The sequence below is a fragment of the Sphingobacterium sp. FBM7-1 genome (assembly GCF_020687765.1).
Classification (GTDB): domain Bacteria; phylum Bacteroidota; class Bacteroidia; order Sphingobacteriales; family Sphingobacteriaceae; genus Sphingobacterium.
Genome location: NZ_JAJEWJ010000002.1, coordinates 65,043 through 91,068 on the forward strand (window position 1 = coordinate 65,043; position 26,026 = coordinate 91,068).

General features: G+C 45.2%; 23 protein-coding genes. 9 read left to right on the forward strand and 14 right to left on the reverse strand.

Going from position 1 to position 26,026, the window contains the following annotated elements; all coding sequences use genetic code 11:
* Positions 1 to 42: 42 nt before the first annotated feature.
* Entirely contained in the window at positions 43 to 3,378 is a 3,336-nt protein-coding gene (gene mfd, locus LKO28_RS04940; protein ID WP_227693594.1) for a transcription-repair coupling factor, read from the reverse strand.
* Between the two features lie 81 nt (positions 3,379 to 3,459).
* Complete coding sequence (locus tag LKO28_RS04945; protein WP_227693595.1) at positions 3,460 to 4,005, reverse strand: hypothetical protein; 546 nt, start codon at positions 4,003 to 4,005, stop codon at positions 3,460 to 3,462.
* 120 nt (positions 4,006 to 4,125) lie between these two features.
* On the opposite strand from LKO28_RS04945, the gene LKO28_RS04950 reads away from it, so the two are divergent.
* Positions 4,126 to 4,542 carry a DUF983 domain-containing protein gene (locus LKO28_RS04950; RefSeq protein WP_227693596.1) on the forward strand — a complete coding sequence of 139 codons (417 nt, stop codon included), beginning with the start codon at positions 4,126 to 4,128 and terminating at the stop codon, positions 4,540 to 4,542.
* Positions 4,543 to 4,934: 392 nt separating this feature from the next.
* Here the strand turns inward: LKO28_RS04950 and galE are convergent, their stop codons facing one another.
* Positions 4,935 to 5,963 carry a UDP-glucose 4-epimerase GalE gene (gene galE, locus LKO28_RS04955; RefSeq protein ID WP_227693597.1) on the reverse strand — a complete coding sequence of 343 codons (1,029 nt, stop codon included), beginning with the start codon at positions 5,961 to 5,963 and terminating at the stop codon, positions 4,935 to 4,937.
* Positions 5,964 to 6,134: 171 nt separating this feature from the next.
* Here galE and LKO28_RS04960 point away from each other — a divergent pair, with 171 nt between their 5' ends.
* Positions 6,135 to 7,418 carry a 3-deoxy-D-manno-octulosonic acid transferase gene (locus tag LKO28_RS04960; protein WP_227693598.1) on the forward strand — a complete coding sequence of 428 codons (1,284 nt, stop codon included), beginning with the start codon at positions 6,135 to 6,137 and terminating at the stop codon, positions 7,416 to 7,418.
* Here LKO28_RS04960 and hemW read toward each other — a convergent pair.
* From hemW to LKO28_RS04975, 3 genes are read right to left on the reverse strand one after another with little or no spacing between them, the layout of a single operon-like run.
* On the reverse strand, positions 7,385 to 8,512 hold the full coding sequence (gene hemW / locus LKO28_RS04965) for a radical SAM family heme chaperone HemW (protein WP_227693599.1): 1,128 nt from the start codon (positions 8,510 to 8,512) through the stop codon (positions 7,385 to 7,387). The two genes, LKO28_RS04960 and hemW, sit on opposite strands and share 34 nt — an antisense overlap.
* Before the next feature lie 10 nt (positions 8,513 to 8,522).
* Positions 8,523 to 10,385 carry a M1 family metallopeptidase gene (locus LKO28_RS04970; RefSeq protein WP_227693600.1) on the reverse strand — a complete coding sequence of 621 codons (1,863 nt, stop codon included), beginning with the start codon at positions 10,383 to 10,385 and terminating at the stop codon, positions 8,523 to 8,525.
* Between the two features lie 2 nt (positions 10,386 to 10,387).
* Entirely contained in the window at positions 10,388 to 10,828 is a 441-nt protein-coding gene (locus LKO28_RS04975) for a hypothetical protein (protein WP_227693601.1), read from the reverse strand.
* A gap of 73 nt (positions 10,829 to 10,901) precedes the next feature.
* Between LKO28_RS04975 and pepT the strand changes: the two genes are divergently transcribed.
* From pepT to LKO28_RS05000, 5 genes are all read left to right on the forward strand, one after another.
* Positions 10,902 to 12,173 carry a peptidase T gene (gene pepT, locus LKO28_RS04980; protein WP_227693602.1) on the forward strand — a complete coding sequence of 424 codons (1,272 nt, stop codon included), beginning with the start codon at positions 10,902 to 10,904 and terminating at the stop codon, positions 12,171 to 12,173.
* A 25-nt stretch (positions 12,174 to 12,198) separates the two neighbouring features.
* A complete protein-coding gene (locus LKO28_RS04985) occupies positions 12,199 to 12,765 on the forward strand; it encodes a nitroreductase (protein ID WP_227693603.1) in 567 nt (188 codons plus the stop codon).
* A gap of 209 nt (positions 12,766 to 12,974) precedes the next feature.
* On the forward strand, positions 12,975 to 13,451 hold the full coding sequence (locus tag LKO28_RS04990; protein WP_227693604.1) for a copper resistance protein NlpE: 477 nt from the start codon (positions 12,975 to 12,977) through the stop codon (positions 13,449 to 13,451).
* 170 nt (positions 13,452 to 13,621) lie between these two features.
* A complete protein-coding gene (locus LKO28_RS04995; protein ID WP_227693605.1) occupies positions 13,622 to 14,410 on the forward strand; it encodes a hypothetical protein in 789 nt (262 codons plus the stop codon).
* Between the two features lie 3 nt (positions 14,411 to 14,413).
* Positions 14,414 to 15,508: a toxic anion resistance protein gene (locus LKO28_RS05000; protein WP_227693606.1), complete on the forward strand. Its 1,095-nt coding sequence runs from the start codon at positions 14,414 to 14,416 to the stop codon at positions 15,506 to 15,508.
* Positions 15,509 to 15,920: 412 nt separating this feature from the next.
* Here LKO28_RS05000 and LKO28_RS05005 read toward each other — a convergent pair whose 3' ends face one another.
* From LKO28_RS05005 to LKO28_RS05015, 3 genes are all read right to left on the reverse strand, one after another.
* On the reverse strand, positions 15,921 to 16,394 hold the full coding sequence (locus tag LKO28_RS05005) for a fumarate hydratase (protein WP_227693607.1): 474 nt from the start codon (positions 16,392 to 16,394) through the stop codon (positions 15,921 to 15,923).
* Positions 16,395 to 16,458: 64 nt separating this feature from the next.
* A complete protein-coding gene (gene fumC / locus LKO28_RS05010) occupies positions 16,459 to 17,856 on the reverse strand; it encodes a class II fumarate hydratase (protein WP_227693608.1) in 1,398 nt (465 codons plus the stop codon).
* A gap of 70 nt (positions 17,857 to 17,926) precedes the next feature.
* Positions 17,927 to 18,496, reverse strand: coding sequence for a hypothetical protein (locus LKO28_RS05015; RefSeq protein WP_227693609.1), 570 nt, complete (start codon positions 18,494 to 18,496; stop codon positions 17,927 to 17,929).
* Positions 18,497 to 18,805: 309 nt separating this feature from the next.
* Between LKO28_RS05015 and LKO28_RS05020 the strand changes: the two genes are divergently transcribed.
* Positions 18,806 to 20,413: a S41 family peptidase gene (locus LKO28_RS05020; protein ID WP_227693610.1), complete on the forward strand. Its 1,608-nt coding sequence runs from the start codon at positions 18,806 to 18,808 to the stop codon at positions 20,411 to 20,413.
* Here LKO28_RS05020 and LKO28_RS05025 read toward each other — a convergent pair.
* The 3 genes from LKO28_RS05025 to LKO28_RS05035 form a co-directional block, all read right to left on the reverse strand.
* The gene (locus LKO28_RS05025) at positions 20,403 to 21,080 is read right to left on the reverse strand and encodes an endonuclease/exonuclease/phosphatase family protein (RefSeq protein ID WP_227693943.1); all 678 of its coding nucleotides are present in this window, start codon (positions 21,078 to 21,080) and stop codon (positions 20,403 to 20,405) included. The genes LKO28_RS05020 and LKO28_RS05025 overlap by 11 nt on opposite strands.
* Positions 21,081 to 21,287: 207 nt before the next feature.
* On the reverse strand, positions 21,288 to 22,784 hold the full coding sequence (locus tag LKO28_RS05030) for a hypothetical protein (protein WP_227693611.1): 1,497 nt from the start codon (positions 22,782 to 22,784) through the stop codon (positions 21,288 to 21,290).
* A gap of 56 nt (positions 22,785 to 22,840) precedes the next feature.
* Positions 22,841 to 23,023 carry a hypothetical protein gene (locus tag LKO28_RS05035; protein ID WP_227693612.1) on the reverse strand — a complete coding sequence of 61 codons (183 nt, stop codon included), beginning with the start codon at positions 23,021 to 23,023 and terminating at the stop codon, positions 22,841 to 22,843.
* 355 nt (positions 23,024 to 23,378) lie between these two features.
* Here LKO28_RS05035 and LKO28_RS05040 point away from each other — a divergent pair, with 355 nt between their 5' ends.
* Positions 23,379 to 24,005, forward strand: a complete 627-nt coding sequence (locus tag LKO28_RS05040; protein ID WP_227693613.1) for a response regulator transcription factor — start codon at positions 23,379 to 23,381, stop codon at positions 24,003 to 24,005.
* On the opposite strand, the gene LKO28_RS05045 is transcribed toward LKO28_RS05040, so the two are convergent.
* Together LKO28_RS05045 and LKO28_RS05050 are read right to left on the reverse strand one after the other, a co-directional pair.
* Positions 24,002 to 25,126: an endonuclease/exonuclease/phosphatase family protein gene (locus tag LKO28_RS05045; RefSeq protein WP_227693614.1), complete on the reverse strand. Its 1,125-nt coding sequence runs from the start codon at positions 25,124 to 25,126 to the stop codon at positions 24,002 to 24,004. The two genes, LKO28_RS05040 and LKO28_RS05045, sit on opposite strands and share 4 nt — an antisense overlap.
* Positions 25,127 to 25,128: 2 nt before the next feature.
* Positions 25,129 to 26,013 (reverse strand): rhomboid family intramembrane serine protease, encoded by an 885-nt coding sequence (locus LKO28_RS05050; RefSeq protein WP_227693615.1) that lies wholly within the window; start codon positions 26,011 to 26,013, stop codon positions 25,129 to 25,131.
* Between the last annotated feature and the right edge of the window lie 13 nt (positions 26,014 to 26,026).

Below are 26,026 nucleotides of genomic sequence, written 5' to 3' on the forward strand. Positions count from 1 at the left end.
TCTTTTGCTTCTTTTCCATCAATGGGAAAAGAAGAAGAAAAACTAGGTCATTTCTTTAAGCAAATGCAACGCATAATCAATGCTATTGACATTGCTCAAGGCGAGCCGCAGCTGCCCTTTGACTTCTTTTAGATTCGATATGGTCGGTTGCGCCTGTACGAAGGCCAACACCTTTCCGAATTGATCCGACTCATAATAGCTGGATTTGGGGTTGTTGACGAAGTAACCTTTGAGGGTATTCTTTTTAAAGGCTATTTTTTCGAAGCCGATTTTTTTGCCCATCCACTGTAGACGCAAGGTGTTGAACAAGGCGTATACGGGTTGTGGGATAGGCCCGAAGCGGTCTTCCAACGCTTTCTCGAAAGCGGCGAGCTGTTCTTCATTCTCGAGGTTGCCGATCTCGTTGTAGAGGTTATAGCGTTCGCTAATGTTGGTTACGTACTCATCAGGAATCATGACTTCTAGATCGGTATCTATCTGTGTAAAGGAAACATATTTTCGATTTTGTTCGTCGGTAAATAGCGCACCGAATTCGTCTTCTTTCAGCTCCTGGACGGCTTCGTCGAGAATCTTGTTGTACATCTCGAAACCGATCTCAGCGATAAACCCGGACTGTTCAGCCCCGAGTAAGTTTCCGGATCCGCGTATATCCAAATCCCGCATCGCCACGTTGAAGCCAGAACCTAACTCCGAGAACTCTTCTAAGGCCGAAAGGCGCTTATAAGCTTCGTTGGTGAGCGTGGATAGCGGCGGGCTTAAGAGATAACAAAAGGCCTTTTTGTTGGAACGGCCAACACGGCCCCGCATCTGGTGCAGGTCGCTCAGCCCGAACATGTGGGCGTGGTTGATGATAATCGTGTTGGCATTCGGGATATCCAGTCCGGCTTCAATAATCGTTGTCGCGACCAATACATCAAACTCATGATTGATGAACTTCAACATCACATCTTCCAGTTCATCACCCTCTAACTGCCCGTGTGCGATACCCACCCGCGCACCGGGTACCAAACGTTGAATCATGTGCCCTAACTGGGGCAGATCGGCCACGCGGTTGTGAATAAAAAAGACCTGACCATTCCGCTCGAGTTCATGGGAAACGGCTTCTTGAATAAGCGTTTCGTTAAATACGTGGAGTTCGGTCTGTACAGGCTGCCGGTTGGGTGGCGGTGTAGAAATGATGCTTAAGTCGCGCGCACCCATCAAGGAAAAATGAAGGGTGCGTGGAATAGGCGTTGCGGTAAGGGTTAACGAATCCACATTGGCTCGCATCGCCTTTAATTTCTCTTTCACGGTCACGCCAAATTTTTGTTCCTCATCAATGATCATGAGGCCGAGATCTTTAAACTTAACGTCTTTGCTGACGAGCCGGTGGGTACCGATAATAATATCAACTTTCCCTTCTTCCAGACGTTTTAGGGTGTCTTTGATTTGCTTCGTTGACTTGAACCGGTTGATGTAGTCGATATTGGCCGGTAAGCCTTTTAAGCGTTCGCTAAAGGTACGGTAATGTTGTAGCGCTAAAATGGTGGTCGGTACCAATACCGCGACTTGCTTACTATCTGCCACAGCTTTGAAAGCCGCACGGATCGCAACTTCTGTTTTTCCGAAACCGACGTCGCCGCAGACTAAGCGGTCCATCGGGTGTGGCGACTCCATATCGCGTTTGACATCGTTGGTGGCTTTCTCTTGATCGGGCGTGTCTTCGTAAATAAAAGAGGCTTCGAGTTCGTTTTGCAGGTAGCTGTCCGGGCTAAACGCGTTTCCGGTCTGGGCTTTTCGTTTGGCATACAGCTTAATGAGGTCGCGGGCAATATCTTTGACCTTTTTCTTCGTCGTTTTCTTCAGTTTGTCCCAAGCGTCTGTTCCTAGTTTATTCATTTTGGGAACAGTACCCTCTTTGCCAGAATATTTCGAAATCCGGTTTAGGGAGTTGATATTTACGTAAAGCAGGTCGTTGTCGGCATAGACTAAACGGATCATCTCCTGTGTTTTGCCGTTTACCTCGACCTTTTCCAGGCCGGCATATTTACCGACACCATGGTCGATATGCGTGATGTAATCCCCGGGCTTGAGGTCTCTTAGCTCCTTCAGCGTAATCGCCTGCGAGCGTTCGTATCCTTTCTTGCGTTTGTATTTATAATACCGATCGAAGATCTGATGGTCGGTATAGCAGGCTAGTTGGAGTGCATCATCCCGAAAGCCTTCGCGTAAGGCCCGGTGGATCGGTGTGAAGACGACTGATTTATCAATGTCTTCCAAAATGGTGTATATCCGTTCAATCTGTTTGGTTGAATCGGAGAAAATTAAGTTTTGGATACCTCGTTTTTCATTTCCCTGAAAATTATGGATCAGGAGGTTGAAGTCCTTGTTGAACGAAGGCTGCGGATGGGTATCAAATGTAATCGTCTCATCCGGCTTGTAGAAAAACTGTTTGCCGAATTCAATATTGGGAAAATCAAAGAGCATCTCCCCAAAGGTACGGTCTGTGGTAAAAGTGACGCGAGGGTCTACCCATTCGGTATTGGTCTGTATATCTTTTTCGGGTAGGGCCTTCCAGAATTCAGAAGCTTTCTTGTAGCCCTCTTTCAGAATATCGAGGGTAAACTGTACATCTTTTAACCAAATGACGCTATCGCGGTCAATATATTCCAATAAAGAAATATGGTTATTGGCTAGGAATTTCGCCTGTACGTTAGGGACGATCGTAACGGTATGGATCTTATTGACGGAAAGCTGCGTCTCTACGTCAAACGTCCGGATACTTTCGATGTCGTCGCCAAAAAACTCAATCCGGTAAGGCAGATCGTTCGAAAAGGAGAAGATATCCACAATGCCCCCGCGGATCGCAAACTGTCCGGGTTGGTAGACAAAATCTACCCGTTCGAAGTCATATTCATACAGAAATTCGTTAATAAAATCGATGCTGAGCTTGGTTTGCTGGGTAATATGCAGGGTGTTTTTTTCCAGATCACCCCGGTTGATGACTTTCTCAGCAATTGCTTCGGGATAAGTGACAAGCATTTTAGGCAGTTCCGAGGTGTGGTTTAGCGCACTGAGCGCTTCGGCCCGCTGCAGCACATGTGTTGCGTCTGTTTGCGTAAACTCATAGGCTTTTCGGAAGGATGCCGGGAAAAACAGAATTTGTTTGTCCAAAATGCTTTCCAGATCACTTAAAAAATACACGGCATCTTCGTGGGTCGGCAGGATAAAAACAAAAGGACGCTCTTGCAGGGTGTATGCTGCCGCTGCCGTCATGGCATCCGACGAGCCGATAAGTCCTTTAAGTTGAATTTTGGGGTTCTTGGCCTGTATGCTTTTGACCAGTAATTTTATGTTGTCGCTTTGCGCGTATTTATCGAGAATGTCTTGTATACTCACGGAATGCCGGATCTTGTTTATGCAAACTTACGAAAAAAAATATTTGCCGCTCGGCGTTACAAGCCATTGCTGCTTTTGCGTTTAGAGCAATCCATGCTCCATCGCAAAAGCGGTCATCTCCTCCATAGATTCTTGGAGATCAAACTGTAGATCCTCGTGGAGTTTGTCGAATTTGGCAGCCGTAGCTTTGATCCGAGCACGGGTATAATCTTGTAGTTTGAAAGCGCTATGTACGGCGGATTTTTCGAAAAGACGGGGGAACCGCTGGAAGGCGGTCTGTAGGATATAAATACGACAATCGACTTCGCTGTACTTATCTTTGGTAACCTTTTCGTGTTCGTTAACCATTCCGCTCGCCTGCCGGATCAGACCTTGAAGTTCCTTGTAGTTACTATACACGGGGATATTCTTAACCGAGTGCCGGCCTTCGGCGAAGAGATCGACCAGCTGCTGTTTGAGCCGTTCTATACGGTCTTCTAGATCCATCTGGTCTTCCAATAGTCGGAAATGAAGCTGCTTCATCAACATCTTATCTTTCCCAACAAGACGGACGAGCAATTTGTCTTTCTCCTTCTGCGGAAGATTTAATACCGCTTCTTTTAATTCGGGTTGCTTATGTAACGACATCACGTGAAGTTAAGGAAAATTGTCTAATTTTCAACAGGAAGTAAAAAACCCGTTAAACGGGTGCATATACTGTGCTATAAAGATATATCTCCGTATCTTTGTAAGGTAACGTGTTTAGAAATGCAGCATAACAATAACTATACTATCAGCAAGTTTAAAGCGGCTACGGCATGCAAATGTCCGCGGTGCAGAACAGGTAAAATATTTGGAGCGGGGACGTTCAGTTTGAAACAGCGCATGAACAAAAATTGTCCGCATTGCGGATTCAAATTCGAGATAGAGCCTGGATTTTTCTACGTGGCGATGTTTGTCAGCTATGCGTTGAGCGTAGCGCAGTTTATAGCGGTTTGTATCGCGACGTATGTGTTATCCGGCGGTTCGGAGTCTCCTTGGGTTTACCTTGCCGCGTGTACAATCACGACGATCGTACTGTCGGGCTTTAATTTTCGTTATTCCCGGGTAATCCAGCTTTATTGGTTGACGCCAAGTATAGGTTTCAACGAGAAATACTATGGGGAGGCCTACAAAAGATCGTAAGTTTTAATAAACTCGGGAAGAAATAATCGTCGAGTAAGGCGATTTTCCAGTACGACCCACATAACACACACGGAATTCATATTCTTCCAATACGGCGAGGTTAGAAATAAGGCAGCTAGACTTACTGCTGAGTACGACAGTCCAAGGGCTGTCGTTTTCTTTTTTTCGATATTCGAATTGATATACCCTTGCCGGTCGCCACGCTTTGATGCGTAATTTGATCGCTGCGGTTCCAATGGTGAGTACGAGTAATCGTCTGCACGTAAAAGGAGAGAAAACGAATCGCTTTCACATGCTATTTCTTGAATAGTATGTGATATTTACAAAACAGCAACTGCTATATTTTCGATAGTAGCTGCTGTTTAGTATTATGTTTGGAGCATATGTCGATTCTACCCGATCGGATTTTCTTGCAAATACTTTTCCCAAGCCCAAGCGGAGGCCATCATCTCGTCAATGCCAAGCTCCGCTTTCCAACCCAGTTGCGCGGTGGATTTTGTAACATCTCCCCATACGCGGATGATGTCTCCGTCGCGACGAGGGCCAATAACATAATTAAGCTTTTGACCGGATGCTTTTTCAAAGGCGGCGATCGCTTCTAATACCGAATAACCTTTACCGGTACCCACATTGAACACATCGTAATTGCCATTTGGATTCCCTTTTTCCAACAAGCGGATGGCGGCGACGTGTGCTTTGGCTAAGTCGACCACGTGAATATAATCGCGGATGCAAGAACCGTCTGGCGTATCGTAGTCACCGCCGAAAACGGTTAGTTTTTCTCGTTTGCCGATGGCGGTTTGCGTGATGAAAGGCAAAAGGTTTTGTGGAACGCCGAGGGGTAATTCGCCGATCAATGCCGAGCTATGTGCGCCCACCGGGTTGAAATAGCGTAGCGCTATGGTGTTATAGTTACCGTACGCGGCCGATATTTCTGCTAATATCTCTTCGGAAATTTGCTTGGTATTGCCATACGGTGAAGCGGCTTGCTTTACAGGAGCAGCTTCGGTGACTGGAAGGGTATCGGGTTCGCCATATACGGTACAGCTGGAGGAAAACACGAAGTTAATCGGCTTGCCTCGATAAGCGTTTAAGAGGTTGATTAACGAGAAAAAGTTGTTGTGGTAGTATTTTAAGGGTTGTTCGACAGATTCTCCCACAGCCTTCGAAGCGGCAAAATGGATGATTCCGGTAATATCCGGATTGGCTTGAACAAAAGCATGGGTTTTTGCTTCGTCGCACAGGTCGAACTCGTGAAATTCCGGACGTACACCGGTGATTTTTGCGATCTGGTCTAAAATCTGGATGTTTGAGTTCGATAAATTATCAATAATAACCGGGGTGTAGCCGGCATTATGTAGTTCTACTACCGTATGGGAGCCGATGAATCCGGTTCCGCCTGTGACTAAGATTTTACTCATTCTTTTCGATTATAATATGTTGTTGTTGCGTTCGTACTTATTTTTTCTTTTGCGTTCGTGAATGCTACGCATTTTGTCTAAGTTTGATACGAATATAAGCATATTTCCGCTGTCGTGTAGTTCTTTAGGGCCGCAGAGCGGAAATAAATAAATTATTTAGGTTTTATCCATATGCGTTTTCTCTACGATGCCGGAATAGGTTTGTATACGCTGTTACTGCGTGTTATTTCTCCTTTTCACCGGAAGGCTAAACTTTGGGTAGACGGGCGCAAGCAGTTGTTCGCCCGTATCGAACAGGCGATGGAGAAAGGTTCCCACCCTATCTGGTTCCATTTTGCGTCTTTAGGCGAGTTTGAGCAGGGGCGGCCGGTTATGGAGGCTATTCGGTTGAAATATCCAGACGAAAAAATTATCATTACTTTTTTTTCTCCGTCGGGATACGAGATCCGGAAAAATACACCTCTGGCGGATCATGTATTTTATCTGCCGACGGATACGGCTGCTCATGTGCGGAAATTCTTGACGATCGTGCAGCCTAAATTTGCCGTGTTTACGAAATACGAATACTGGTATCATTATTTTCGGGAGCTGAATAAACGGGATATTCCGTTATTTCTGATCTCGGCGATCTTTCGGGAGGAGCAGGTATTCTTTAAATGGTACGGCGGTTTTTTTCGGGGGATACTAAAAAATGTTCGTTTTTTCTTTACACAAAATATGGATTCTGTGCTCTGGCTGCGGGCAATACGCATCCGCCAGGCGGGTCTGGCGGGCGATACGCGTTTTGACCGGGTTATCGAGCTACCGAAGCAGCGGCGCACGATTCCCGAAGTAGAGCAGTTTCTGGCAGGGCACGGCCGGGTGTTGGTCGCCGGAAGCACTTGGACGCCGGATGAACGCATGTTATCGGCGCTCCTCACCGCGCAGTCTGACTGGAAAATACTTTTAGCGCCACACGAAATCCACGAAGCCCATTTGCAGGAAATTAAACAATTGATCCCACAGGCACTGTTTTTTTCGCATTTCAGCGCGTATGCGGCTGACGAAGTAGAAAAGGCTTCGGTGATGGTCATCGATAATATCGGGATGCTATCTTCGCTATATGGTTATGGGCATTTGGCCTATATTGGCGGTGGTTTTGGGGTAGGCATTCATAATACCTTGGAGGCAGCTGCGTACGGTATCCCCGTTGTTTTCGGCCCGAATTATAGCCGCTTTCAGGAGGCGGTCGATCTGATCGAAGTCGGAAGTGGTTTCCCCGTGGAAAACGCGGAGGAATTAAAGCGCGTGGCGTACGCATTATCCAGCGAGCCCAAAAGAATCTCGGCCGGAGAAGCGGCCCGGAAGTATGTGCAGGAAAAGGCGGGCGCCACACAGATTATTATGAAGTACTTAGAAACCGAAGGGTTGATCGGCCACGATCAGCGAATCAAAAATAATTCGGAGGCGATATAATCTGCTAATAGTTTTCCCTTGCTGGATAGGATGAGGTAACGGTCTGCACGCAGTTCCACCTCTTGCCGATCGATAAAGGGCTGTATGTTTGTTAACAGGTGCTTACGGTAGTCGATACCGAAGTCTGTTGTTATTTTCTCCAGATCTATCCCCCACATGGTGCGTAGGGCGGTCATGATATATTCATTAAAACGGTCTTCGTCTGTCAACTGCTCGGCCTCATAGTGGGGTTTCCCGGCCGTGATACCTTCGATATAACGGGCATTGTTGGCGATGTTCCAGCTCCGGGAATGGCCATTGAAAGAATGGGCGGATGGACCGATGCCCAGGTAGTGTTTGCCCTGCCAGTAGCTGGTATTGTGTTTGGCATATTGGCCATTCTTGGCAAAATTGGAGATTTCATAGTGCTCAAACCCGTGCGTTGTGAGTGTTTCGATCATCATCTGCATCTGTTCCGCGCTTTGTGTTTCTTGCATGGGGGCTGTTTTGCCGTTGCGAATGAAATGTGCCAAGGCTGTTTTTTGCTCGACAGTCATCGCGTAGGAAGAGATATGGGGGATAGCCAAGGCGATCAGTTTTTCCATATTGGATTTCCATTTGGCGTCCGTTAGTAAAGGATAGCCATAGATGAGATCGGCGGTGAGGTTCTCAAAGCCGGCGTCCTGCACGCGTTTAATGGCATCCTCTCCTTCAGCAGCTTGATGGGCACGATTCATCCAGCGTAGATCTTCGTCATAGAAGGATTGTATGCCGATGCTGAAACGGTTAATCGGGGTATGACGGAGCGCCTGTACCTTCGCTTTGTCGAGGTCATCGGGATTGGCTTCCAGGGTGATCTCCGCATCGGCCGCAATTTCGAAATGTGCGGCAACCTCGCCGATTAACTGTTGGATTTCATCCGCCGTTAGCAACGAGGGTGTCCCTCCGCCAAAATAAATGGAGGGTATCGTCTTATCGGTAAGTTCGTCTGCCCGAAGTTTTATTTCCTGTTGAAGGGCCTGCAGGAGCTCATCCTTATATTGTAGCGAGGTGCTAAAATGGAAGTCGCAGTAATGGCAGGCTTGCTTGCAAAAGGGAATATGAAAGTAGATCATGGGTGCTATCTTATTTTGTCCAACTATTATCGGCTGCTTCGATATCGGCCAACCGTAACGATGGATCGATCTGAACCCGCACCGCTTTCTTCGGGATGGGTAAGGTATAGGTCGGCTTGGTCCAAAACCAGTCTGGCGATATCGTGCGCTGCACGCCGTCATAGATCTTGAAAGATTCCGCTGGCTTCTCGCCGCGCATTTCGCGTAGTGGAATGTAGAAAAGTTCGCTCGTGCCATCTTCATATTCCACCAAAAGGTCGATCGGCATCGCTAGATTGGACTTATTCCGTAGGGTAATTTCTTTGGTCGTTACGTTCGTTATCGCATAATCGATGGTGCGAGTCGTGTTGACGAATAGGTTGAAATACCACTTTAAATTGATTCCCGAAACCTCTTCTGCCACCCGTTTAAAATCGTTTGGAGTGGGGTGTTTAAACTTCCATAAATCGTAGAATTGTAAGAAGGTGCGGTCAAGGTTTTCTTGGCCGATAATATAGCCTAGCTGTTGTACAAATACTTGCCCTTTGTTATACGCTTGATGGCTGTAGCCGTAGTTGGTGTTATAATAATCGGCGAGTAAACTCATCGGCTCTTCCTTGCCGGATAAGGCCAATTTGTAATAGGCTCGGTAGGCGTTGATGACCGGGTTACTGGCCAGTTCACCGCGTTTTTCAAACAAGGCTTGAAAGCCTAATTCTTCGATATAACTGGTAAAACCTTCATCGAACCATTCATCGACGGTTTCGTTTATGCCAAACAGGTGTTGATACCAGGAGTGTGCCGCTTCGTGGAAGATCACGCCTACTAAGCTTTTGATATTCCGCCCACCGGTCACCAGCGTTGCGGTGCCATATTCCATACCGCCGTCCCCGCCTTGTACAATGGTATAGGTAGACCATGGGTAGGGACCAAAACGGTCAGCACAAAAATCAAAGAAATCGGCTGCGAGTTCCTGCGCTGTTTTCCAGTTTTCGATAACTTGTTTATCGACGGGGAGATATACGGTGTATACGGTTACGCCGGCGGCGGTCTTGGTCGAGTCTACGACAAACTTCGGATCGGCTGCCCAAGCAAAATCGTGTATGTTTTCGGCTTTGAAATGCCAGGAGGCTTTTCCTTTCGGCGCGCGGACCTGAGCGTTTTGATCGTAACCTTTTACCTCGTGGGGATTTTGGAGTACGCCGGAACTACCCACGACATAGTCTTTAGGAAGATGGAGGGTAACATCGAAGTTGCCAAAGGGGGCAACGAACTCGCGCGCGACGTACTCGTCCAGGTGCCAGCCGAATTCATCAAAATGGGCCATTTTGGGGTACCATTGGGTCATGGATAAGGCGACGCCTTCGGCGGAATTACGTCCGCTACGGCGGATTTGTTCGGGAACCTGGGCGTCCCAATGCATGTCGAAAGTGACGGTTTCACCGCTGCCGATCGGTGCGGGGAGGGTGACTTCGAGTAGGGTGCCGTCCACCTGAAAAGAGGTCGCTTGCCCATTCATCGTCAGCGATTGGATATGTTGATAGCCGATCTGTGCCGGCTTCAATTTTGCGATACGGCTGGTTGTAGTGGGCCGTTCTGCAGTGCCTGTGCGAATGGTCATGCGGGGGTCGGGATCGGGGATATGGGCTAGTCGGTGATCCATCATGCTTCCGGGCTGAAAGGCATTGAAATACAGGTGGAAATAAACTTTTTTCAGCGTTTGTGGCGAATTGTTCGTGTATCGCAACGTCATTTCGCCTTGATACTGGTGCTTTTTGGTGTTCACGTCAATGTCCATCCGGTAGTCGACTGCCTGCTGCCAATAACCCGCACGTTGTGCCCATAGGCTTATCGGGGCAAATAGGAGAAAAAATAGAAACGCTCTTGTCTTCATCTTTACATATAATAATAATCTACGCCGGCTTGTCGTATCGCGTGGACAAGGGCATTGAGATCGTCCGCTTTCGTGAATAATTTATTCCGCCAATAACGTTTGGGCGTTTTATCTTTTTTAAAAAAGAACATCAGGAGATTGCCTCCCGACCGAGGTACGTTGCGAAGGTATTTGATGTTTGCTAAGGGAAATGACTCTACTTGTTGGTTTCCAAATTCGATACGGATCTCTCCGTCTTGTACCATCCATACGGAGTCATTTTTGCTCCATTTGGTGCTGCAGTAAATTAATAAAGGGAGGCTAAATAGCACCATAAGAATCTTCGCGATTTCGGAAATTGGAAGCCGCGAAGCGATGAGGGTGACTACGCATACACCCGCTAAAAGCAGTAGCATGTACCGTCCGCGGCGGAGGGTAGAAATATGGAAGGACTGGTTGACCATGCTCCAAAAATAACAAAGACTGGGCAAATAGCGGCAAAACTTTCTACCTTTGGAGGATAATCAACAGGTTTCTATGCATAATTTTGGTATTCCTCCTATTACTGATTTTCAGGTAGCGGAGCGTTTTATGCGCTACGTACAGATCGATACGCAATCGGATCCGCATGCGGTGTCTTTTCCCTCGACAGAAAAGCAAAAGGATTTGAGTCGGTTGCTGGTGTCTGAATTACAGCAGATGGGGGTAAAGGATGCACATCTGGACGAATTCGGTTATGTGTATGCAACGATCCCGTCTAATGTGGATGGGGAGGTTCCGGTAATTTGTTTTTGTTCGCATGTGGATACGTCGCCCGACTGCTCCGGAAAAGGCGTCAAACCTTTGTTACATGCGAATTATCAGGGGCATGATATCGTGTTGCCGGATGATCCTTCGGTGGTGATTCGGTTTGCGGAACATCCGGATCTGCAGCAGCAGATGGGGCATGATATTATAACGGCGAGTGGTACCACGTTGCTAGGCGCGGATGATAAGGCTGGCGTAGCGGAAATCATGGAGGCGGTGCGTTTATGGATGGCTTATCCGGAGATCAAACATGGAGAAATCAAACTGCTTTTTACACCAGACGAAGAGATCGGGAGGGGAGTGGATCATGTGGACTTGGAGAAGTTGGGGGCGCAGTTTGGCTATACGATGGACGGAGAGAAGGCCGGCACCATTGAGGACGAGACTTTTTCGGCGGATGCGGTGCAGGTACGCATTCAAGGGGTCTCGGTTCATCCGGGATTCGCTAAGGGGAAGATGGTGAGTGCCTTGAAGATTGCGGCGGACGTGGTGGCGCGTTTGCCACAGGATAAGTTGTCGCCGGAATCGACTTCCGGAAAGCAGGGCTTTATTCATCCGACGGAACTTAAGGGTGGGGTGGACCAAGCGGAAATTGGTTTTATTATCCGCGATCATAATACGGCAAAGCTCCGGGAATATGAGGAGGTTTTACGGAATATCGTTTCGGATGTGGTCGGTGGATATCCGGCTGCAACGTATAGTTTTGAGGTGGTGGAGCAGTATCGGAATATGAAAGAAATACTCGATCAGCACCCGGAGGTGATGGCGGTGGGTATGGAGGCTATTGAGCGCGTTGGCCTGACGCCGGAACGCCGGAGTATACGCGGCGGTACGGATGGTTCGCGGCTGTCATTTATGGGCTTGCCTTGTCCGAATGTTTTCGCGGGTGGTCATGCTTTTCATGGGAAGCTGGAATGGGTGAGTAGACAGGATATGGAAAAAGCGGTACAGACGATCTTACATATTGCGTATATTTGGCAAGAACGTGCGGAACAGCAATAATGGTAAGGAAGGAATAATATAGGTTATGATGAAAAACGAAATTTTAAAGACGATACATGAGAGACGGACTGTAAACCAGAACAGTTTTACGGACGAGGATATTAAAAAGGATGATATCTTAACGATTCTGGAGGCTGCCAATGCGGCGCCGACACATAAGCGTACGCAGCCTTGGCGTTTTGTGGTATTCCGGAAGGAGGGCTTAGAGCGCCTTGGGGCAGAACTGAGCCGCATTTACAGAACGACCACCGCGACGGATAAATATACGGAAGTGGCAGAGCAAAATATGGCGAAAAAGGCGACGATGTCTAACGTAGCGATTGCTATCGTGGTGAACTACACGGGCGAACTGCCGGAATGGGAGGAGCTAGCCGCTACGGCTTGCGCCGTACAAAATATCTGGCTGGCAGCACATTCGCTAAACATTGGCGGCTACTGGGCTTCACCGGGACTGATTAATCATTTGGGGCCGTTCTTAAACTTGGAAGAAAATCAGAAATGTGTCGGGTTGTTCTACATGGGGCATCATAACGCTGAATCGCGGGAACCTGTACGTTCGCCGATAGCGGAGAAAGTGAGATGGGAAGAGTGATGTAGTGTTGTTCTTTTTTTAGAAAAAAGGAACCAAAAAATCGCCGCTTCGAATGTTTTACATTTGGGATTGTACTAAGGATGAATTTGTACAGCCGTAAAACATTCGGATGCGGCCTTTTAATGTTAAGGGGGATTGTGCAATGGTATAGCGTGTTAATGTTTCTTTATAAAGATGGTGCATTTTTTGTGAGACATACTGAAAAAGTTATGAAAAAATTATTTTATAGCGGGTTAGCCTTGTTTGCTTTTTCTGCTTGTACGTCACCAAATAATTCGCAAACGAACTCGGAAGAGTTAAAAGATTCGTTAACGGATCAAATGGTTTCCCGACCGTTGGATACGACGAATCCGGATCCTGCGCACAATTCGCAAAACTCGGTGGATTGGATGGGAACTTATGAGGCGGTTTTGCCTTGCGCGGATTGTCCGGGAATTAAGTCGGTTTTGGTGCTTCGGGAAGATGAGACCTTTGAGATACGGAACGAATATCTAGAGCGAGATACCGAGTCGGCGGACGAAGGGACCTTTGTTTGGGAAGATAACGGATCGGTTGTACACCTGAAAGGGGAAAATACGGATCTTAAACTCAAAGTGGGGGAGAACATTTTGTTTCAATTAGACCAAGAAGGTAAAGAGATCACGGGCAATTTAGCGGAGCATTATCGGTATAAAAAACTTTTGTAAGTATTGTTTTACGATCGGAATATTTAGGGAGCCTGCATACACTGCAGGCTTTCTTTTTGCTTGCTGCATGTGGTTTGTGGAAGCGAAACGTGTTGAACGATATAGGCTTTGCCCGTATTTTCCAACGGAGAGTCCGCTATGGTTTTCCAAAAAAATAAGTAAATTGCAACGTGGGATTTGCAACAAAAAAACCGAAACGCTGGGAATTACGGCAACTGACATGGACATTTATTTCCATTGCCATGTTCATTCCTTTTCCGGTGCATATTTTTCCGTTTGTGATGTTGTTCCAGGCTAAAAAAAGTAAGATTCGTTCGTGGTACGCTACGGGGATTGGATTGTTGATGTTGGAACTGGGCTTATTTGCTTCGTTCGTTTATTTTTTTGGTGCTATTTCGCAAGGCTTGCTGTTGACACTCGGTGGTTACGTGGCTTCTTATATCGTTGGAAATGGGCTGTTATTGAACCGGGCGAAGCCGTATTTGCAACGATTGGAACTGGCAGAGGTACGTCCCTTGGCTTGGATCCCGACGGCGTCTTCCCGAAACAGGTTGCGGGAATTACCGCAAGCGACGCTGGACACGCCTCAGCTTTTTATCGAACGTTTACTGCATTGGCGCAAAGCAATCAATAACCGAGCTATACATCAAAATATCGATAAGATTATTCACCTTTTTCATTTGCTCGAACAACGGGATAAAATAGAAGCAGAAAAATTTCTGGTCCGTCACTCCACGGTCGTCAATGTATTGATGAAATATGATGAAATCGAGAATTCTAGACTGGATAATGCGGTTACCGTAGCCTCGAAAAAGAAACTGGAAGAAGTTATCGCTAAGGCGGCGATTGCTATCGAACAGGAGGTGACGAATCAGATGAAAGCGGGTATTCTGGACGTATCGGCGGAGACAGATGTATATATACAGACATTAAAAAATAGAAACCTATTAAAAGATTAACTTATGGCAAATCTAGATCTGACTATAAATGGTGATAGCGAGGAGCATAAAAAAGGCAACGAAGTGTCGGCAAATTTCTCCGATGAAGAGAAGGCTATCATCAAACAATATAAGGATAAAATTAACCTCAGCTCTACCACCGATGTTATCCAATATGGTGTGGGGAGCCAAACGAAAGTCAGTAATTTTTCAAATGAAATACTGAAACAAGTACGTACAAAAGATATGGGGGGAGCAGAAGATATTCTACTGAATCTGCGCTCAGACATTAAGTCTTTTGACGATAACCTAAATAAAAAGCCGTTGATTCCCTTTTTCGACAACCTGAAGAAAAAGGTGAAGCGGATGCGTACGGAATATCAATCTGTGGAGAAGAACATCCATCAGATCGAATTAAAGTTGGAAGGGCATTATAAAAACCTGGCTAAGGATGTCAACATTTTTGACAAGCTCTTTGTAGAGAATCAGAACTATTTTAAAGAACTTTCGCTTTATATCGCAGCAGGTGAGGAAAAATTGCAGGAAGCCCATGAGACGACCTTGCCGCAGCTAAAGGCGGAAGCAGAGGCTTCGGGCGATCAGCATAAGGTACAAGCTTATAAAGATATGGAACAGCATGTGGTGCGTTTTGAACGCAAAATCCATGACTTGAAGCTGACCCGTATGGTGGTGCTCCAAACTGCCCCACAGATCAGGTTGATACAGAATAACAGCTCGTCGTTGATGGAAAAAATCCAGTCTTCTTTGGTCAACACGATCCCGCTATGGAAAAATCAGATGGTGTTAACCTTAGGCATTGCACATTCGCAACGCGCGCTGGAAGCACAGAAGGGTGTTACCGATGCAACGAATGAGCTGCTGAGACGTAACTCCGAAATGTTAAAGGAATCGACGGTGAATATCGCAAAAGAAACGGAACGTGGTATCGTGGATATTGAAACCATTAAGAAAGCCAACCAAGATATCGTTTCGACAATCGATCAGGTACTTCAAATACAACGAGAAGGCCGAGAAAAACGCAAAGTCGTCGAACAGGAATTATTGCAGACGGAAAATGAGTTGAAGACGCATATATTGAAGTCTGCTACTGAAGAGTAGCGTGTTCTTTTCCCCGTGAAAAGAACCAAAACCTCGCCACTTCAGATATTTGAAATTAGGGATAGTACTAAGGATGAGATTATACATACTTCAAATATCTGGATGTGGCATTACAGTGTTAAGGAGGGGTTGTACAATAGTGTATAGCGTGTCAAATATAGGCGTTATATAATGATAAATTAGAAAGATAGCACAAATGTAGACACCTCATGCACGCGGAACGCGGGCTAAAATGACCTTATATTGTTCTGCGCCCATTTTTCCGAAGACTATTCCGTGAAAACAAAATACTGTCTGAGCGCAGCGAGTTTATTTTGTTTAGGAATAGGCAAAGAAAAATAGCAGAACCATATTCAGTCTTGACTTTTTTTGCTTCGTTTTTTGTGTCAAGACAAAAAATGAAGAACCCAAATCAGTCTTCCCATCTCTTTTTAGGCACACACGAAATCCCCTGCGTTTTCCGCAACACAATCGGCCGTTGGTCGTACCGACTCTCTAGTACCAACGAATCCGCATCGTAATAGGCGATCCGGTAACGCGGTAAATAGGTTCCCGTTCGATAGCATCCCGAAGTCTTGTATCGGCCGTTTGGGCGTGTATAGATACCCTCGCCGATTAGGCTGTCTCCACGGATGACATAGACTCCGCGGGCGTATTCTTTCCATTGCCCGTCCTGATAACAGGAATCAGGAATGCGTTGCATTTTGGCGTTAACCTCCATGGTGGTGTAGACCGAATCGCAGACGAACCGGAACTCATGCAAGGTGTAATCCATCATTTGGGATTGATGGGCAATGCTATCTTGTATCCAAACTCCTTGAAGATAATCAGCGCCTTCGGATTGCATCTCGGAATGGCGTACACAGCTGCTTATAAAAAGAAGCATGCCTACCATCGTAGATAGGCATGCGTGTATTTTATATTTTTTTACAAAAGATATAATCACTTCGTTATTTTAAGCTTCCCACCATTTCTTCTGGCTTCACCCACTGATCAAACTCTTCGGCGGTGACGTAACCTAAAGCGATCGCGGTTTCTTTCAGGGTAGAATTGTTTTTATGGGCGGTTTGTGCTATTTCTGCTGCCTTGTAATAGCCGATTTTGGTATTCAATGCTGTAACAAGCATCAGGGAGTTGTCGACTAATTCCTTGATACGTTCGTAATTCGGCTCAATACCGATAGCACAATGCTCTTCAAACGATACACAAGCATCGCCGATAAGCCGCGCCGACTCTAGGAAGTTGGCCGCCATAACGGGTTTGAATACGTTGAGTTCATAATGCCCTTGCGTGCCGCCGATCGTGATGGCAACGTCATTTCCCATAACTTGAGCAGCGACCATGGTCAATGCTTCACATTGGGTAGGGTTCACTTTTCCCGGCATAATGGAAGAACCGGGCTCATTTTCTGGAATTAAAATTTCGCCGATACCCGAACGTGGGCCGGAAGCTAACATGCGAATGTCATTAGCGATTTTATTTAAGGAAACAGCGAGTTGTTTAAGCGCACCATGGGATTCGACGATTGCATCGTGTGCGGCAAGTGCCTCAAATTTATTGGGAGCCGTGATAAAAGGCAATCCGGTAAATTCAGCGATGTATTTTGCAACGACAACATCATAACCTGCTGGTGTATTCAACCCGGTTCCTACGGCTGTACCGCCTAATGCCAATTCGGATAGGTGGGCTAAGGTGTTTTTTAAAGCTTTTAGTCCATGATTAAGTTGGGCGACATAGCCGGATAGTTCTTGGCCAAGTGTGATCGGTGTAGCGTCCATCAAGTGTGTACGGCCGATCTTAACGACATGCATGAACTCTTCGGATTTACGCTGTAAGGTGTCGCGTAGTTTTTCTACCCCAGGGATGGTCACTTCCACGACCGCTTTGTAGGCGGCAATATGCATGCCGGTAGGAAAAGTATCGTTGGAAGACTGGGACTTATTGACATCGTCATTGGCTTTTAAAACGGGTTCACCTTCGCCAATTTTGCCGCCTGCCAATACTTGTGCACGGTTAGCAACTACTTCGTTGACGTTCATGTTAGATTGTGTGCCCGATCCGGTTTGCCAGATGACTAACGGAAATTGATCATCCAATTTACCGGCTAAGATTTCGTCACATACGGCGCCAATGGCATCGCGTTTCTCTACGGGTAAAACACCCAATTCGTGATTAGCAAAAGCTGCTGCTTTTTTCAAGTAGGCGAAGCCTTCGATAATTTCTTTTGGCATGGAGGCTGCCGGACCAATCTTAAAATTGTTGCGTGAACGCTCGGTTTGTGCTCCCCAATATTTATCCGCGGGAACCTGAACTTCACCCATGGTATCTTTTTCTATCCTAAATGACATAGTATGTTATGAAAGTTAAATGTTAAAAATCAACCTGTAAAAGGTTGTATGACAAAGTTAAGGAAAATAATTACATCCCCAACCGATTATTGATACGTTGCTGTATATGGTGGTAGAGCTGTTTGGGTTTCAATGTACGCCAAGGAAATGTATTAAAATCACCGCCAAAGTGGATGTAGTAATCAATCCCTTCGGACTGGAATTCTTGCATGACGTGGTCACGGAAATTTACCGCTACAATCCATCCGTCTTCGACATCCTGAAACCACTCTTCATAATAGGAGTCGTCTGACGGGTGAAAGTTGAGTATGTTTTCGCCAATAAGCAAGTATTTGGTGATCCCTTCTGCAATCATCATGTCGATAATTTCGCGCTTTAAGAGCATGATGTCGTTGTATAAGGCGTCGTTCCATTCGCCGATGATCTCCATGACGGCAAAACCTGTGTCATAATCGGCATAAAGAATTTTTAGATACAGTGTCTGTGAACCGAATTCATCCCATTGGGGATGTAACAGGAAATTATAAATCTGCTTGTCGTATTCGAATTCACTATAGATGACACCATAGAAAGGCGATCGCTCGTCTTCTGCAGCGATATAATCATCGCGCCAATTATAATAGGGTTCTATCTCATGCATATATTTTAATGTATCCTTTTTTTAGAAAAATGGACAAAAAAATCGTCGCTGCGGATATTAGAAAGAATGTGTAGTGCAGAGGCATGTTTCTACATGCTTCAAATATCCGGAGGCGACATTCTTCAGTTCATGGAGGGAAGTGCAATACTGTCCTCAACTAAAACAAAGATAGAAATAAATTATCACGTAGATTTTACGGAACGATTATGAACAATCCCGCATTTAATATGTATATTATTCACATACTTGTTTTATTTATTCAGTAAATATTTGAGAAAACTATTTTAATTTTGCAACCGAATTTTATCCATGCAAAAAGGCACTAAACGGAATATTTTTGTCGCGGCTACTTATGCCGCAGTTTTACTTTTGGGTATCTTGCTCGGTCAGAATTATGCCGACGAGCAGGGAAGTAAGCCGGGTAGTACCTTAGTGCCTATCGGGCTGTCGAGCAACACGTGGAAAGTACAACAATTGCTAAACCTGGTCGCGGAGGCTTATGTGGATAGTGTCGATATTGATTCGGTGCAGAACGGCGCGATTAACCATATTATATCCCATTTGGATCCTTATTCGAGTTATTTAGTTCCTTATGAATCCCAACGGCAGACGGAGATTTTGGAGGGAACATTTGAGGGTATTGGTATGGAGTATTTTAATCTCAACGATACGTTGATGATTGTTTCCTTGATTAATGGTGGTCCGGCGGATAAGGCGGGTTTTAGGGTGGGGGATAAGTTGCTGAAGATTGGGGACGAGCGCGTAGCAGGTATGAACATTTCCCGGGAGAGTGTGGAGAAGCTGATCCGGGGGCGTAGAGGAACGGAAGTCTATATCCACGTTAAGCGGGATGGTGAGGAGATGGTGGCACCGATTAAAGTGGTGCGTGATCAGATAACGGTAAGTTCGCTGGATGTGGTTTATATGATTGAATCGGGTGTTGGTTATATCAAGGTTAGGCGATTTGGGATTAATACGGCAGCAGAGTTTAAACAGGCGATTATTGAGCTGAAAAAGCAGGGAGCGCAGAAACTCATTCTTGATCTGCGCGACAATGGTGGTGGATATTTTCACATGGCGATTAAAATGGCTAGCGAGTTTTTTGCTGATAGACGGCTTATTGTCTATACGCAAGGGGCGCATGAAGAGCGACATGAATATTACTCCGATAGTACGCAGGGCGGAAATTTCGCAACGGGACAACTGGTCGTTCTTATTAATGAAAACACGGCCTCGGCTAGCGAAATCGTAGCGGGGGCTATACAGGATTGGGATCGGGGGACAATCGTCGGGAGGCGATCGTACGGAAAGGGTATTGTTCAGGAACAATTTGATTTTTCGGACGGCTCGACCGTGAATTTGAGTATAGCACGTTATTTCACGCCCTTGGGACGGAGTATCCAGAAAAAGTATATACCGAATTGGTCGAACATGATCGATTATAATAATATGTATAATGGCTTATGGGCCTTGGATACGCTCTATGCGCATGGAATGGCGTTTGAAACCCAGGCGGGAAAAAAGGTTTACAGTGGAGGGGGGATTCTGCCCGATATTCACGTGGCGCAGGATTCGAATGCCTTGAGTCTTTTTTATCAGGATTTGATACAATATAGCTTTATTGAGCAATTTGTGTATACGCGTTTTACGAAACAGGCGCCGGCTTATTCGATCGAAAATTTCTTGCAGGGTTATCACTTGCCGGATAATGAATATGGGGTGTTTATTGAATTTGTACGCGAAGAAGGGTTTGTGATTTCCGACCGGAAAAAAGACGAGCTGCGCGATCTTATCGAATCGGATATCGAGGCTTTGGTAGGACGGCTTTATTTTGGACGCGAGGCTTATTTTAAAGTCAAAAACCGAAACGATAGCTTCGTGCAAAAAGCGTTGGAGTTTTTACAGCCTACAAACTAATGTCTGCCATAAGCGGGTAATGGTCGGAAAGCTCTTGCTTGATGATCTGGTAGTTTTCGACTTGAAACTGTGGACTACAGAATATGTAGTCGATCTGAAAAATGGGTAGCATCTCGTAATGGGTAACGCCCCATCCTTGTCCTTTTTCCTGAAAGGTGTTTTTCATGCCTTTTCCGATAAGGTTCACACTATAGGACATGGGGGTGTCATTGAAATCACCGGTGATGATAATGGGATAGTGTGTAGCTTCTATATGATGGCGTAAGGCTTCTGCTTGTTGGCTGCGACGCTCGAAGGCATATTTCAATTTTCTTCCTACTCGAGTAGTAGCTTGCTCTTCATGGGCTGTATTGGAGGGGTTTTGGATAAATTCTTTGTCTTCTGTCTGCAGGCCAAAAGAACGTAAGTGTACATTATATACGCGGATGGTATCCGAACTTTTTACGATATCGGCAAAGGTAATCCGGTTGATCCCATACTCACTTTCTGTGATTGTACCCGAATGGATAATGGGGTATTTTGAAAAAATAATTTGTCCGTAGCCTTCGTGTTCACTTTTGTTGGCTGGTTCAAAAAAGTAATCTTGGAGCCCGCTCTCGGCCAAAATGCGGTCGCTCATTTGTTTGGTACCTTTGATCTTCGTGAAAAACTCTTGTATGGAGAGGATATCAGGATCTGTATTTTTCCATCGCCTCTTCCAAAAGCAGTTCTCCGCTGAGAATAGCCTTAACAGCTTCGAGCTGTATCTCCTGTTTTGATTTCATTTGTTTCCTTGTTCTGTTTATCCATCAAACTTCCCCGGGGTTAATCTGGTGAAAAAGAGGCTAACCGTTTGGAGAGCCTCTTTTGCAATAGTGTAAAAATTGTGTTGAATTTAATTAGCGTTCTTAACGCATCTAATCTTAATGTCCGTCGATGATTTTTGTTCAGAAAACCCGACAGTATTTGGTTTGTTATATCCTCCAAATTGTATACTGGCAGCGTTTGATGTGTTTTCGCTATTATAGGTCCAATATTTGTTCACATGGCCTCCATTTCCAGGGAAAAACAAATAATCCGCAGAGTTTTCGGAAGCTAATTGTAAATCATCTGTTCCGTAAAACACACCTCGATCTTCAGTGCTTGTCCCTCCATAATGATATTGCCAATCTGTGTCTACACCAGGTGTAGCAATTAGCGTTGCATATTCTTCAGAAGAAGGTGTATACCATTCTCCTCCAGGTACCAATGTACAAGGGTCACGATTTACGTCGTATTCTGGCATGTCAGCGATTGAGGGGGCAGTTCCTTCTCCTACTGGTAATGGCCAGTTGAAGTACCAAAAATCACCTTGTTCAGTTGGGGCAGCAAAACCATAGCTACCATCGTTATAGACAAGATTGCCGGGTGCCCATATAAAACCTCCAATCTCAAATCCTTCTTCCTCCTCTTTATCACCCAAGTTTAACTCTAGCGTATATTGAACACCAGCTCTTAAAGCCCATCCGTCGCTGCTAACCGCACCGTCAATACCATTGATCGTTACGCCTGTCAATTCGACGGTACCATTATCGGTGTCTTCTACCGCAATCATGGCAGGAGCGCTTGTCCACGTTTGACCAGCCGTTTGTCCTGCGAAGCTGATGCTTGCTGCTGTTGTCGCTGCACCAAAGCTAACAACGCCGGTTTCTTCGTTAAATGTATAGTCGTGGTTTGGCGCAAGGGTACCTGCATTAATAGCTGTGATCTCGCGTCCGGAACCTGCATTGAATACAACGGTTACTTCGGTAAGTTTGTGTTCCAATACAATTGCAAGGGTGTTAGCACCGTCTTCTACGCTGAAACTACCCGATACCCAAAGTGGGTCGCGGTCTGCGCCGGAAGCGCCTGCATCTCCATAAGCATAGGCCACATAAGTGTAGTTGCCAGCCTCAATGTTGAATTTATGTTCTCCTTCACCTTGTGTGAATGTTTCGGTAGTTACTTCGTTTCCGTCTTTGTATACGACAACCGTATATGCTGTACCGTCTGCCAAAGGCAAAACATCGCCCTCTCCGGTAGCCGTTACATCAGCACGTTTTGCGGAAGCACGTAATGCCGGTGCGGTAGTCGTTACCTCTCTTAATGTTGCTGTAACATTAAACTGATCGTTAAATTTAACGACTTGACGTTGTACGGCGGGTGTAGCTACGCTTTTGCTAGAAGAAGCCGAAGCGCGTAGACCGGCTTTCGCGTTGTTGCCAGTCGCTTTGCCCACACCTTTCATGTCAATCGTAACCGTCGCTTCTCCTGTGTTTACGCCATCTATGCCATTATCTTTTTGACACGAAGAAGCAAAAACGGTAACGGCCATAAATAAAGCCAAAAATGTTTTGATGTTGTTGTATTTCATTGTTTATAATTTCAAATGTTAATATAAAATTGAATGTAGTGACGCTATCACCCGATCTACCAATGATTGTTTTGCACCTCTTGGGTCTGTGTTTCCGTGGTATTCCATTTTTGGTCTACGGACGGTGTTACGGAACCGGCAGCGATACCATACTCTAATTCTACCTCCATGGAACGGAGAACAGGCGCTTCATAGGGAAGCTTAGTGCCTAGGTTTTCAGTCGAATTTTTAGTTTTCATGATTTTTTTATTGTTGATGTGTGTTCTTACCTATATTTTTCAGCTCTAGACCGCTGTTTGCAAATAATTTTATGTTTGGCAATAATGTCGATTTCGCTTGTAAAAAAGACAATTCCCTATGTCTGTTCACGTCTTTTTATCAACGTAATATTAATTTCGGTGCAAAGGAAAGTGTTTTGTGCTTGATATTCAACAGGGCATGTTCAAGCATAGCGTTGTTTTGTTATGTGTTGTTGTTGATATAGCAAAATAATGCTATGGCTTGCGATAGGTTTTGTAGTAGATAAGCTATATTTACAACTTCTGTTGCATTTGATGAATAAAGTATTAATTTTTAATAAGATATTGCGCAAATATGAAAAGTTTAACATGCGCTGCTGTATTAGATGATCATTTGCTGTTTGCGGATTCTTTTGCGCTTCTGCTACAGAAGTACGGTACATTTGAAGCTGTTTCCTCGTTTAGTAAAGTAGATGATTTTTTGGGTTTTCTCCAGTCTTTTGGTGATCAAAAACTCTATGTTTTCTTGGATTATTATCTATCGGAGGGGAACGGACTTTCTATATTTACAGATATTAAAAGATGGAATAAGCAGGCCAAGACTATCTTTGTTACCAGCGCGATTTCTCCTGCGGTGATTAAAAACATCGTAAAGTATAAACCGCATGGTATCATTAGTAAATTTGCCGATATAAAGGAAGTCGTAAAGTGTATCAAGCTCGTCGAAAGTGGGATAAGCCATATTGATCCGCGATTTGCGGCTTTGTTAACGCAGCCTGATAAACCGGGTATAAATCTTACGCCCCGGGAAATCGAATTGTTGAAATATTTCTCGCAGGGAAACAGCATCGCCGAAACGGCAGCTAAGACATTCCTCAGTCCACATACGGTGGTGGCCCACCGTCGAAAAATGATGGCGAAGGTGAAGTGCCGTACCATAGCGGAGCTGCTTACCTACGCTCGGGATAACGAAGTTATTTAATGCTTATCGGTTACTAACCGAATATCCGCAAAAATGGGATAATGGTCGGAAAGCTCCTGCTTTATGATCTGGTAGTTTTCCACTTGAAACTGTGGACTACAGAAGATATAGTCGATCTGGAAGATTGGCAGCATCTCGTAATGGGTAACGCCCCATCCTTGTCCTTTTTCCTGAAAGGTGTTTTTCATGCCTTTTCCGATAAGGTTCACACTATAGGACATGGGGGTGTCATTGAAATCACCGGTGATGATAATGGGATAGTGTGTAGCTTCTATATGATGGCGTAAGGCTTCTGCTTGTTGGCTGCGACGCTCGAAGGCATATTTCAATTTTCTTCCTACTCGAGTAGTAGCTTGCTCTTCATGGGCTGTATTGGAGGGGTTTTGGATAAATTCTTTGTCTTCTGTCTGCAGGCCAAAAGAACGTAAGTGTACATTATATACGCGGATGGTATCCGAACTTTTTACGATATCGGCAAAGGTAATCCGGTTGATCCCATACTCACTTTCTGTGATTGTACCCGAATGGATAATGGGGTATTTTGAAAAAATAATTTGTCCGTAGCCTTCGTGTTCACTTTTGTTGGCTGGTTCAAAAAAGTAATCTTGGAGCCCGCTCTCGGCCAAAATGCGGTCGCTCATTTGTTTGGTACCTTTGATCTTCGTGAAAAACTCTTGTATGGAGAGGATATCAGGATCTGTATTTTTGATGAGTGATACGACTTCGTCCCGGATTGTATTGGAGGAGGTTTCCTTTACTTCATTGAAAAGGTGAGCGTTGAAACTCATCACGCGTATCGCGTTTTCTTTTTTGCTGATATCTTTCTGTTTAGTGCGAAAACCGATGTGCTGGGTGAGTAAATTCCATCCGAAAAGAATCGGAACTAAAGTGTAGAATATATAGGCCGGCCGCCGGACCAACCAGTATAATACAAAGCCGATATTAACGATAAGGATGGGTAGGTAGCCTAAGCCGAAGAAAGGAAGAAACCAAGCTGCTTTGGGATTGATGAAAGATGCTGCATAACTTAATAACAAGAAGCATACCGCAACCATGTTACATAGAAATACCGTTTTGCTAAAATAACCTAAATCCTTTTTGAAGAATCCCTTCTTTGCCATGGCTACTTATCGTCCTTACTTGCTTTGAATAGCACTTCTTTCTCCCGTGAAGTTAAGCTTTCATACCCGCCTACGGAAATTTTATCCAATATTTCGTCTACTTCTTCCTGGTTGGGGAGATCGGATACATGTCGGTAGTTACGGTAAGCTGCTGGTGCTGATTTGTTTTGGTGCACTACTTTCATTTTCGATTTCCGGGTTAAATTTTTTAGCGTGAACGCACTAAAATCGTTCCCTTTATTCAAGGATTGGATAAAGAAGATGCCCCAGCCGGCTGCTGCGAGAAAGCTGATGCCTCCTGCTTTATTCATAAGACCGGTAAAGATCAGCTCTATACCGATATAAACAAGGGCGATGGTTTTTAAGGAGAGTGTACCTAGTAGAAATAGGCGTATTTCGTAACGGGGTACGAGTGTGGCTATGGCGGCCACTAGTGCTCCCAAAGGAAAGGTGGCGCTGCGAAAAGATAGCTGTACACTGTTTTGCAGTAGGGGGATAAAGCCAAGACCCAAATACAAGCATGCTCCTAGAAAGGCTGCGCTGAAGTAGAGAAACAAAAACTGTTTTCTGCTAAGAAAGTTCAGGAAAATATTGCCCATCCAGTATAACCACAGGCAGTCAAATAGCAATTGAAACAAGCCGGTATATAGGAAGGAATAGGTAGCTATAGACCAGGGTTGCTTCAGGAAATGGCTGAAGGATATGGGTAAACTCAGATAGTCGATAGCATAATCATACAGGGATACCTGAAGGACATTAACCTCCTTTAAAAGGTCAAAAATATGGATAAGTACAAAGAGAATAACTTGTACAGATATGATAAAAGGAATGGGAGACTTACTTTGGTAAGTATCCCGCCAAAATGTTTTTAACACACTCTCTTTCATCTTTAGCACTTAT

What these genes read in the sequence shown, in the direction of transcription:
- LKO28_RS04945 (WP_227693595.1), bottom strand. Translation starts at nt 4,005, where the DNA reads ATGTCGTTACATAAGCAACCCGAATTAAAAGAAGCGGTATTAAATCTT.
- LKO28_RS04950 (WP_227693596.1), top strand. Translation starts at nt 4,126, where the DNA reads ATGCAGCATAACAATAACTATACTATCAGCAAGTTTAAAGCGGCTACG.
- galE (WP_227693597.1), bottom strand. Translation starts at nt 5,963, where the DNA reads ATGAGTAAAATCTTAGTCACAGGCGGAACCGGATTCATCGGCTCCCAT.
- LKO28_RS04960 (WP_227693598.1), top strand. Translation starts at nt 6,135, where the DNA reads ATGCGTTTTCTCTACGATGCCGGAATAGGTTTGTATACGCTGTTACTG.
- hemW (WP_227693599.1), bottom strand. Translation starts at nt 8,512, where the DNA reads ATGATCTACTTTCATATTCCCTTTTGCAAGCAAGCCTGCCATTACTGC.
- LKO28_RS04970 (WP_227693600.1), bottom strand. Translation starts at nt 10,385, where the DNA reads ATGAAGACAAGAGCGTTTCTATTTTTTCTCCTATTTGCCCCGATAAGC.
- LKO28_RS04975 (WP_227693601.1), bottom strand. Translation starts at nt 10,828, where the DNA reads ATGGTCAACCAGTCCTTCCATATTTCTACCCTCCGCCGCGGACGGTAC.
- pepT (WP_227693602.1), top strand. Translation starts at nt 10,902, where the DNA reads ATGCATAATTTTGGTATTCCTCCTATTACTGATTTTCAGGTAGCGGAG.
- LKO28_RS04985 (WP_227693603.1), top strand. Translation starts at nt 12,199, where the DNA reads ATGATGAAAAACGAAATTTTAAAGACGATACATGAGAGACGGACTGTA.
- LKO28_RS04990 (WP_227693604.1), top strand. Translation starts at nt 12,975, where the DNA reads ATGAAAAAATTATTTTATAGCGGGTTAGCCTTGTTTGCTTTTTCTGCT.
- LKO28_RS05000 (WP_227693606.1), top strand. Translation starts at nt 14,414, where the DNA reads ATGGCAAATCTAGATCTGACTATAAATGGTGATAGCGAGGAGCATAAA.
- LKO28_RS05005 (WP_227693607.1), bottom strand. Translation starts at nt 16,394, where the DNA reads ATGCTTCTTTTTATAAGCAGCTGTGTACGCCATTCCGAGATGCAATCC.
- fumC (WP_227693608.1), bottom strand. Translation starts at nt 17,856, where the DNA reads ATGTCATTTAGGATAGAAAAAGATACCATGGGTGAAGTTCAGGTTCCC.
- LKO28_RS05015 (WP_227693609.1), bottom strand. Translation starts at nt 18,496, where the DNA reads ATGCATGAGATAGAACCCTATTATAATTGGCGCGATGATTATATCGCT.
- LKO28_RS05020 (WP_227693610.1), top strand. Translation starts at nt 18,806, where the DNA reads ATGCAAAAAGGCACTAAACGGAATATTTTTGTCGCGGCTACTTATGCC.
- LKO28_RS05030 (WP_227693611.1), bottom strand. Translation starts at nt 22,784, where the DNA reads ATGAAATACAACAACATCAAAACATTTTTGGCTTTATTTATGGCCGTT.
- LKO28_RS05035 (WP_227693612.1), bottom strand. Translation starts at nt 23,023, where the DNA reads ATGAAAACTAAAAATTCGACTGAAAACCTAGGCACTAAGCTTCCCTAT.
- LKO28_RS05040 (WP_227693613.1), top strand. Translation starts at nt 23,379, where the DNA reads ATGAAAAGTTTAACATGCGCTGCTGTATTAGATGATCATTTGCTGTTT.
- LKO28_RS05045 (WP_227693614.1), bottom strand. Translation starts at nt 25,126, where the DNA reads ATGGCAAAGAAGGGATTCTTCAAAAAGGATTTAGGTTATTTTAGCAAA.
- LKO28_RS05050 (WP_227693615.1), bottom strand. Translation starts at nt 26,013, where the DNA reads ATGAAAGAGAGTGTGTTAAAAACATTTTGGCGGGATACTTACCAAAGT.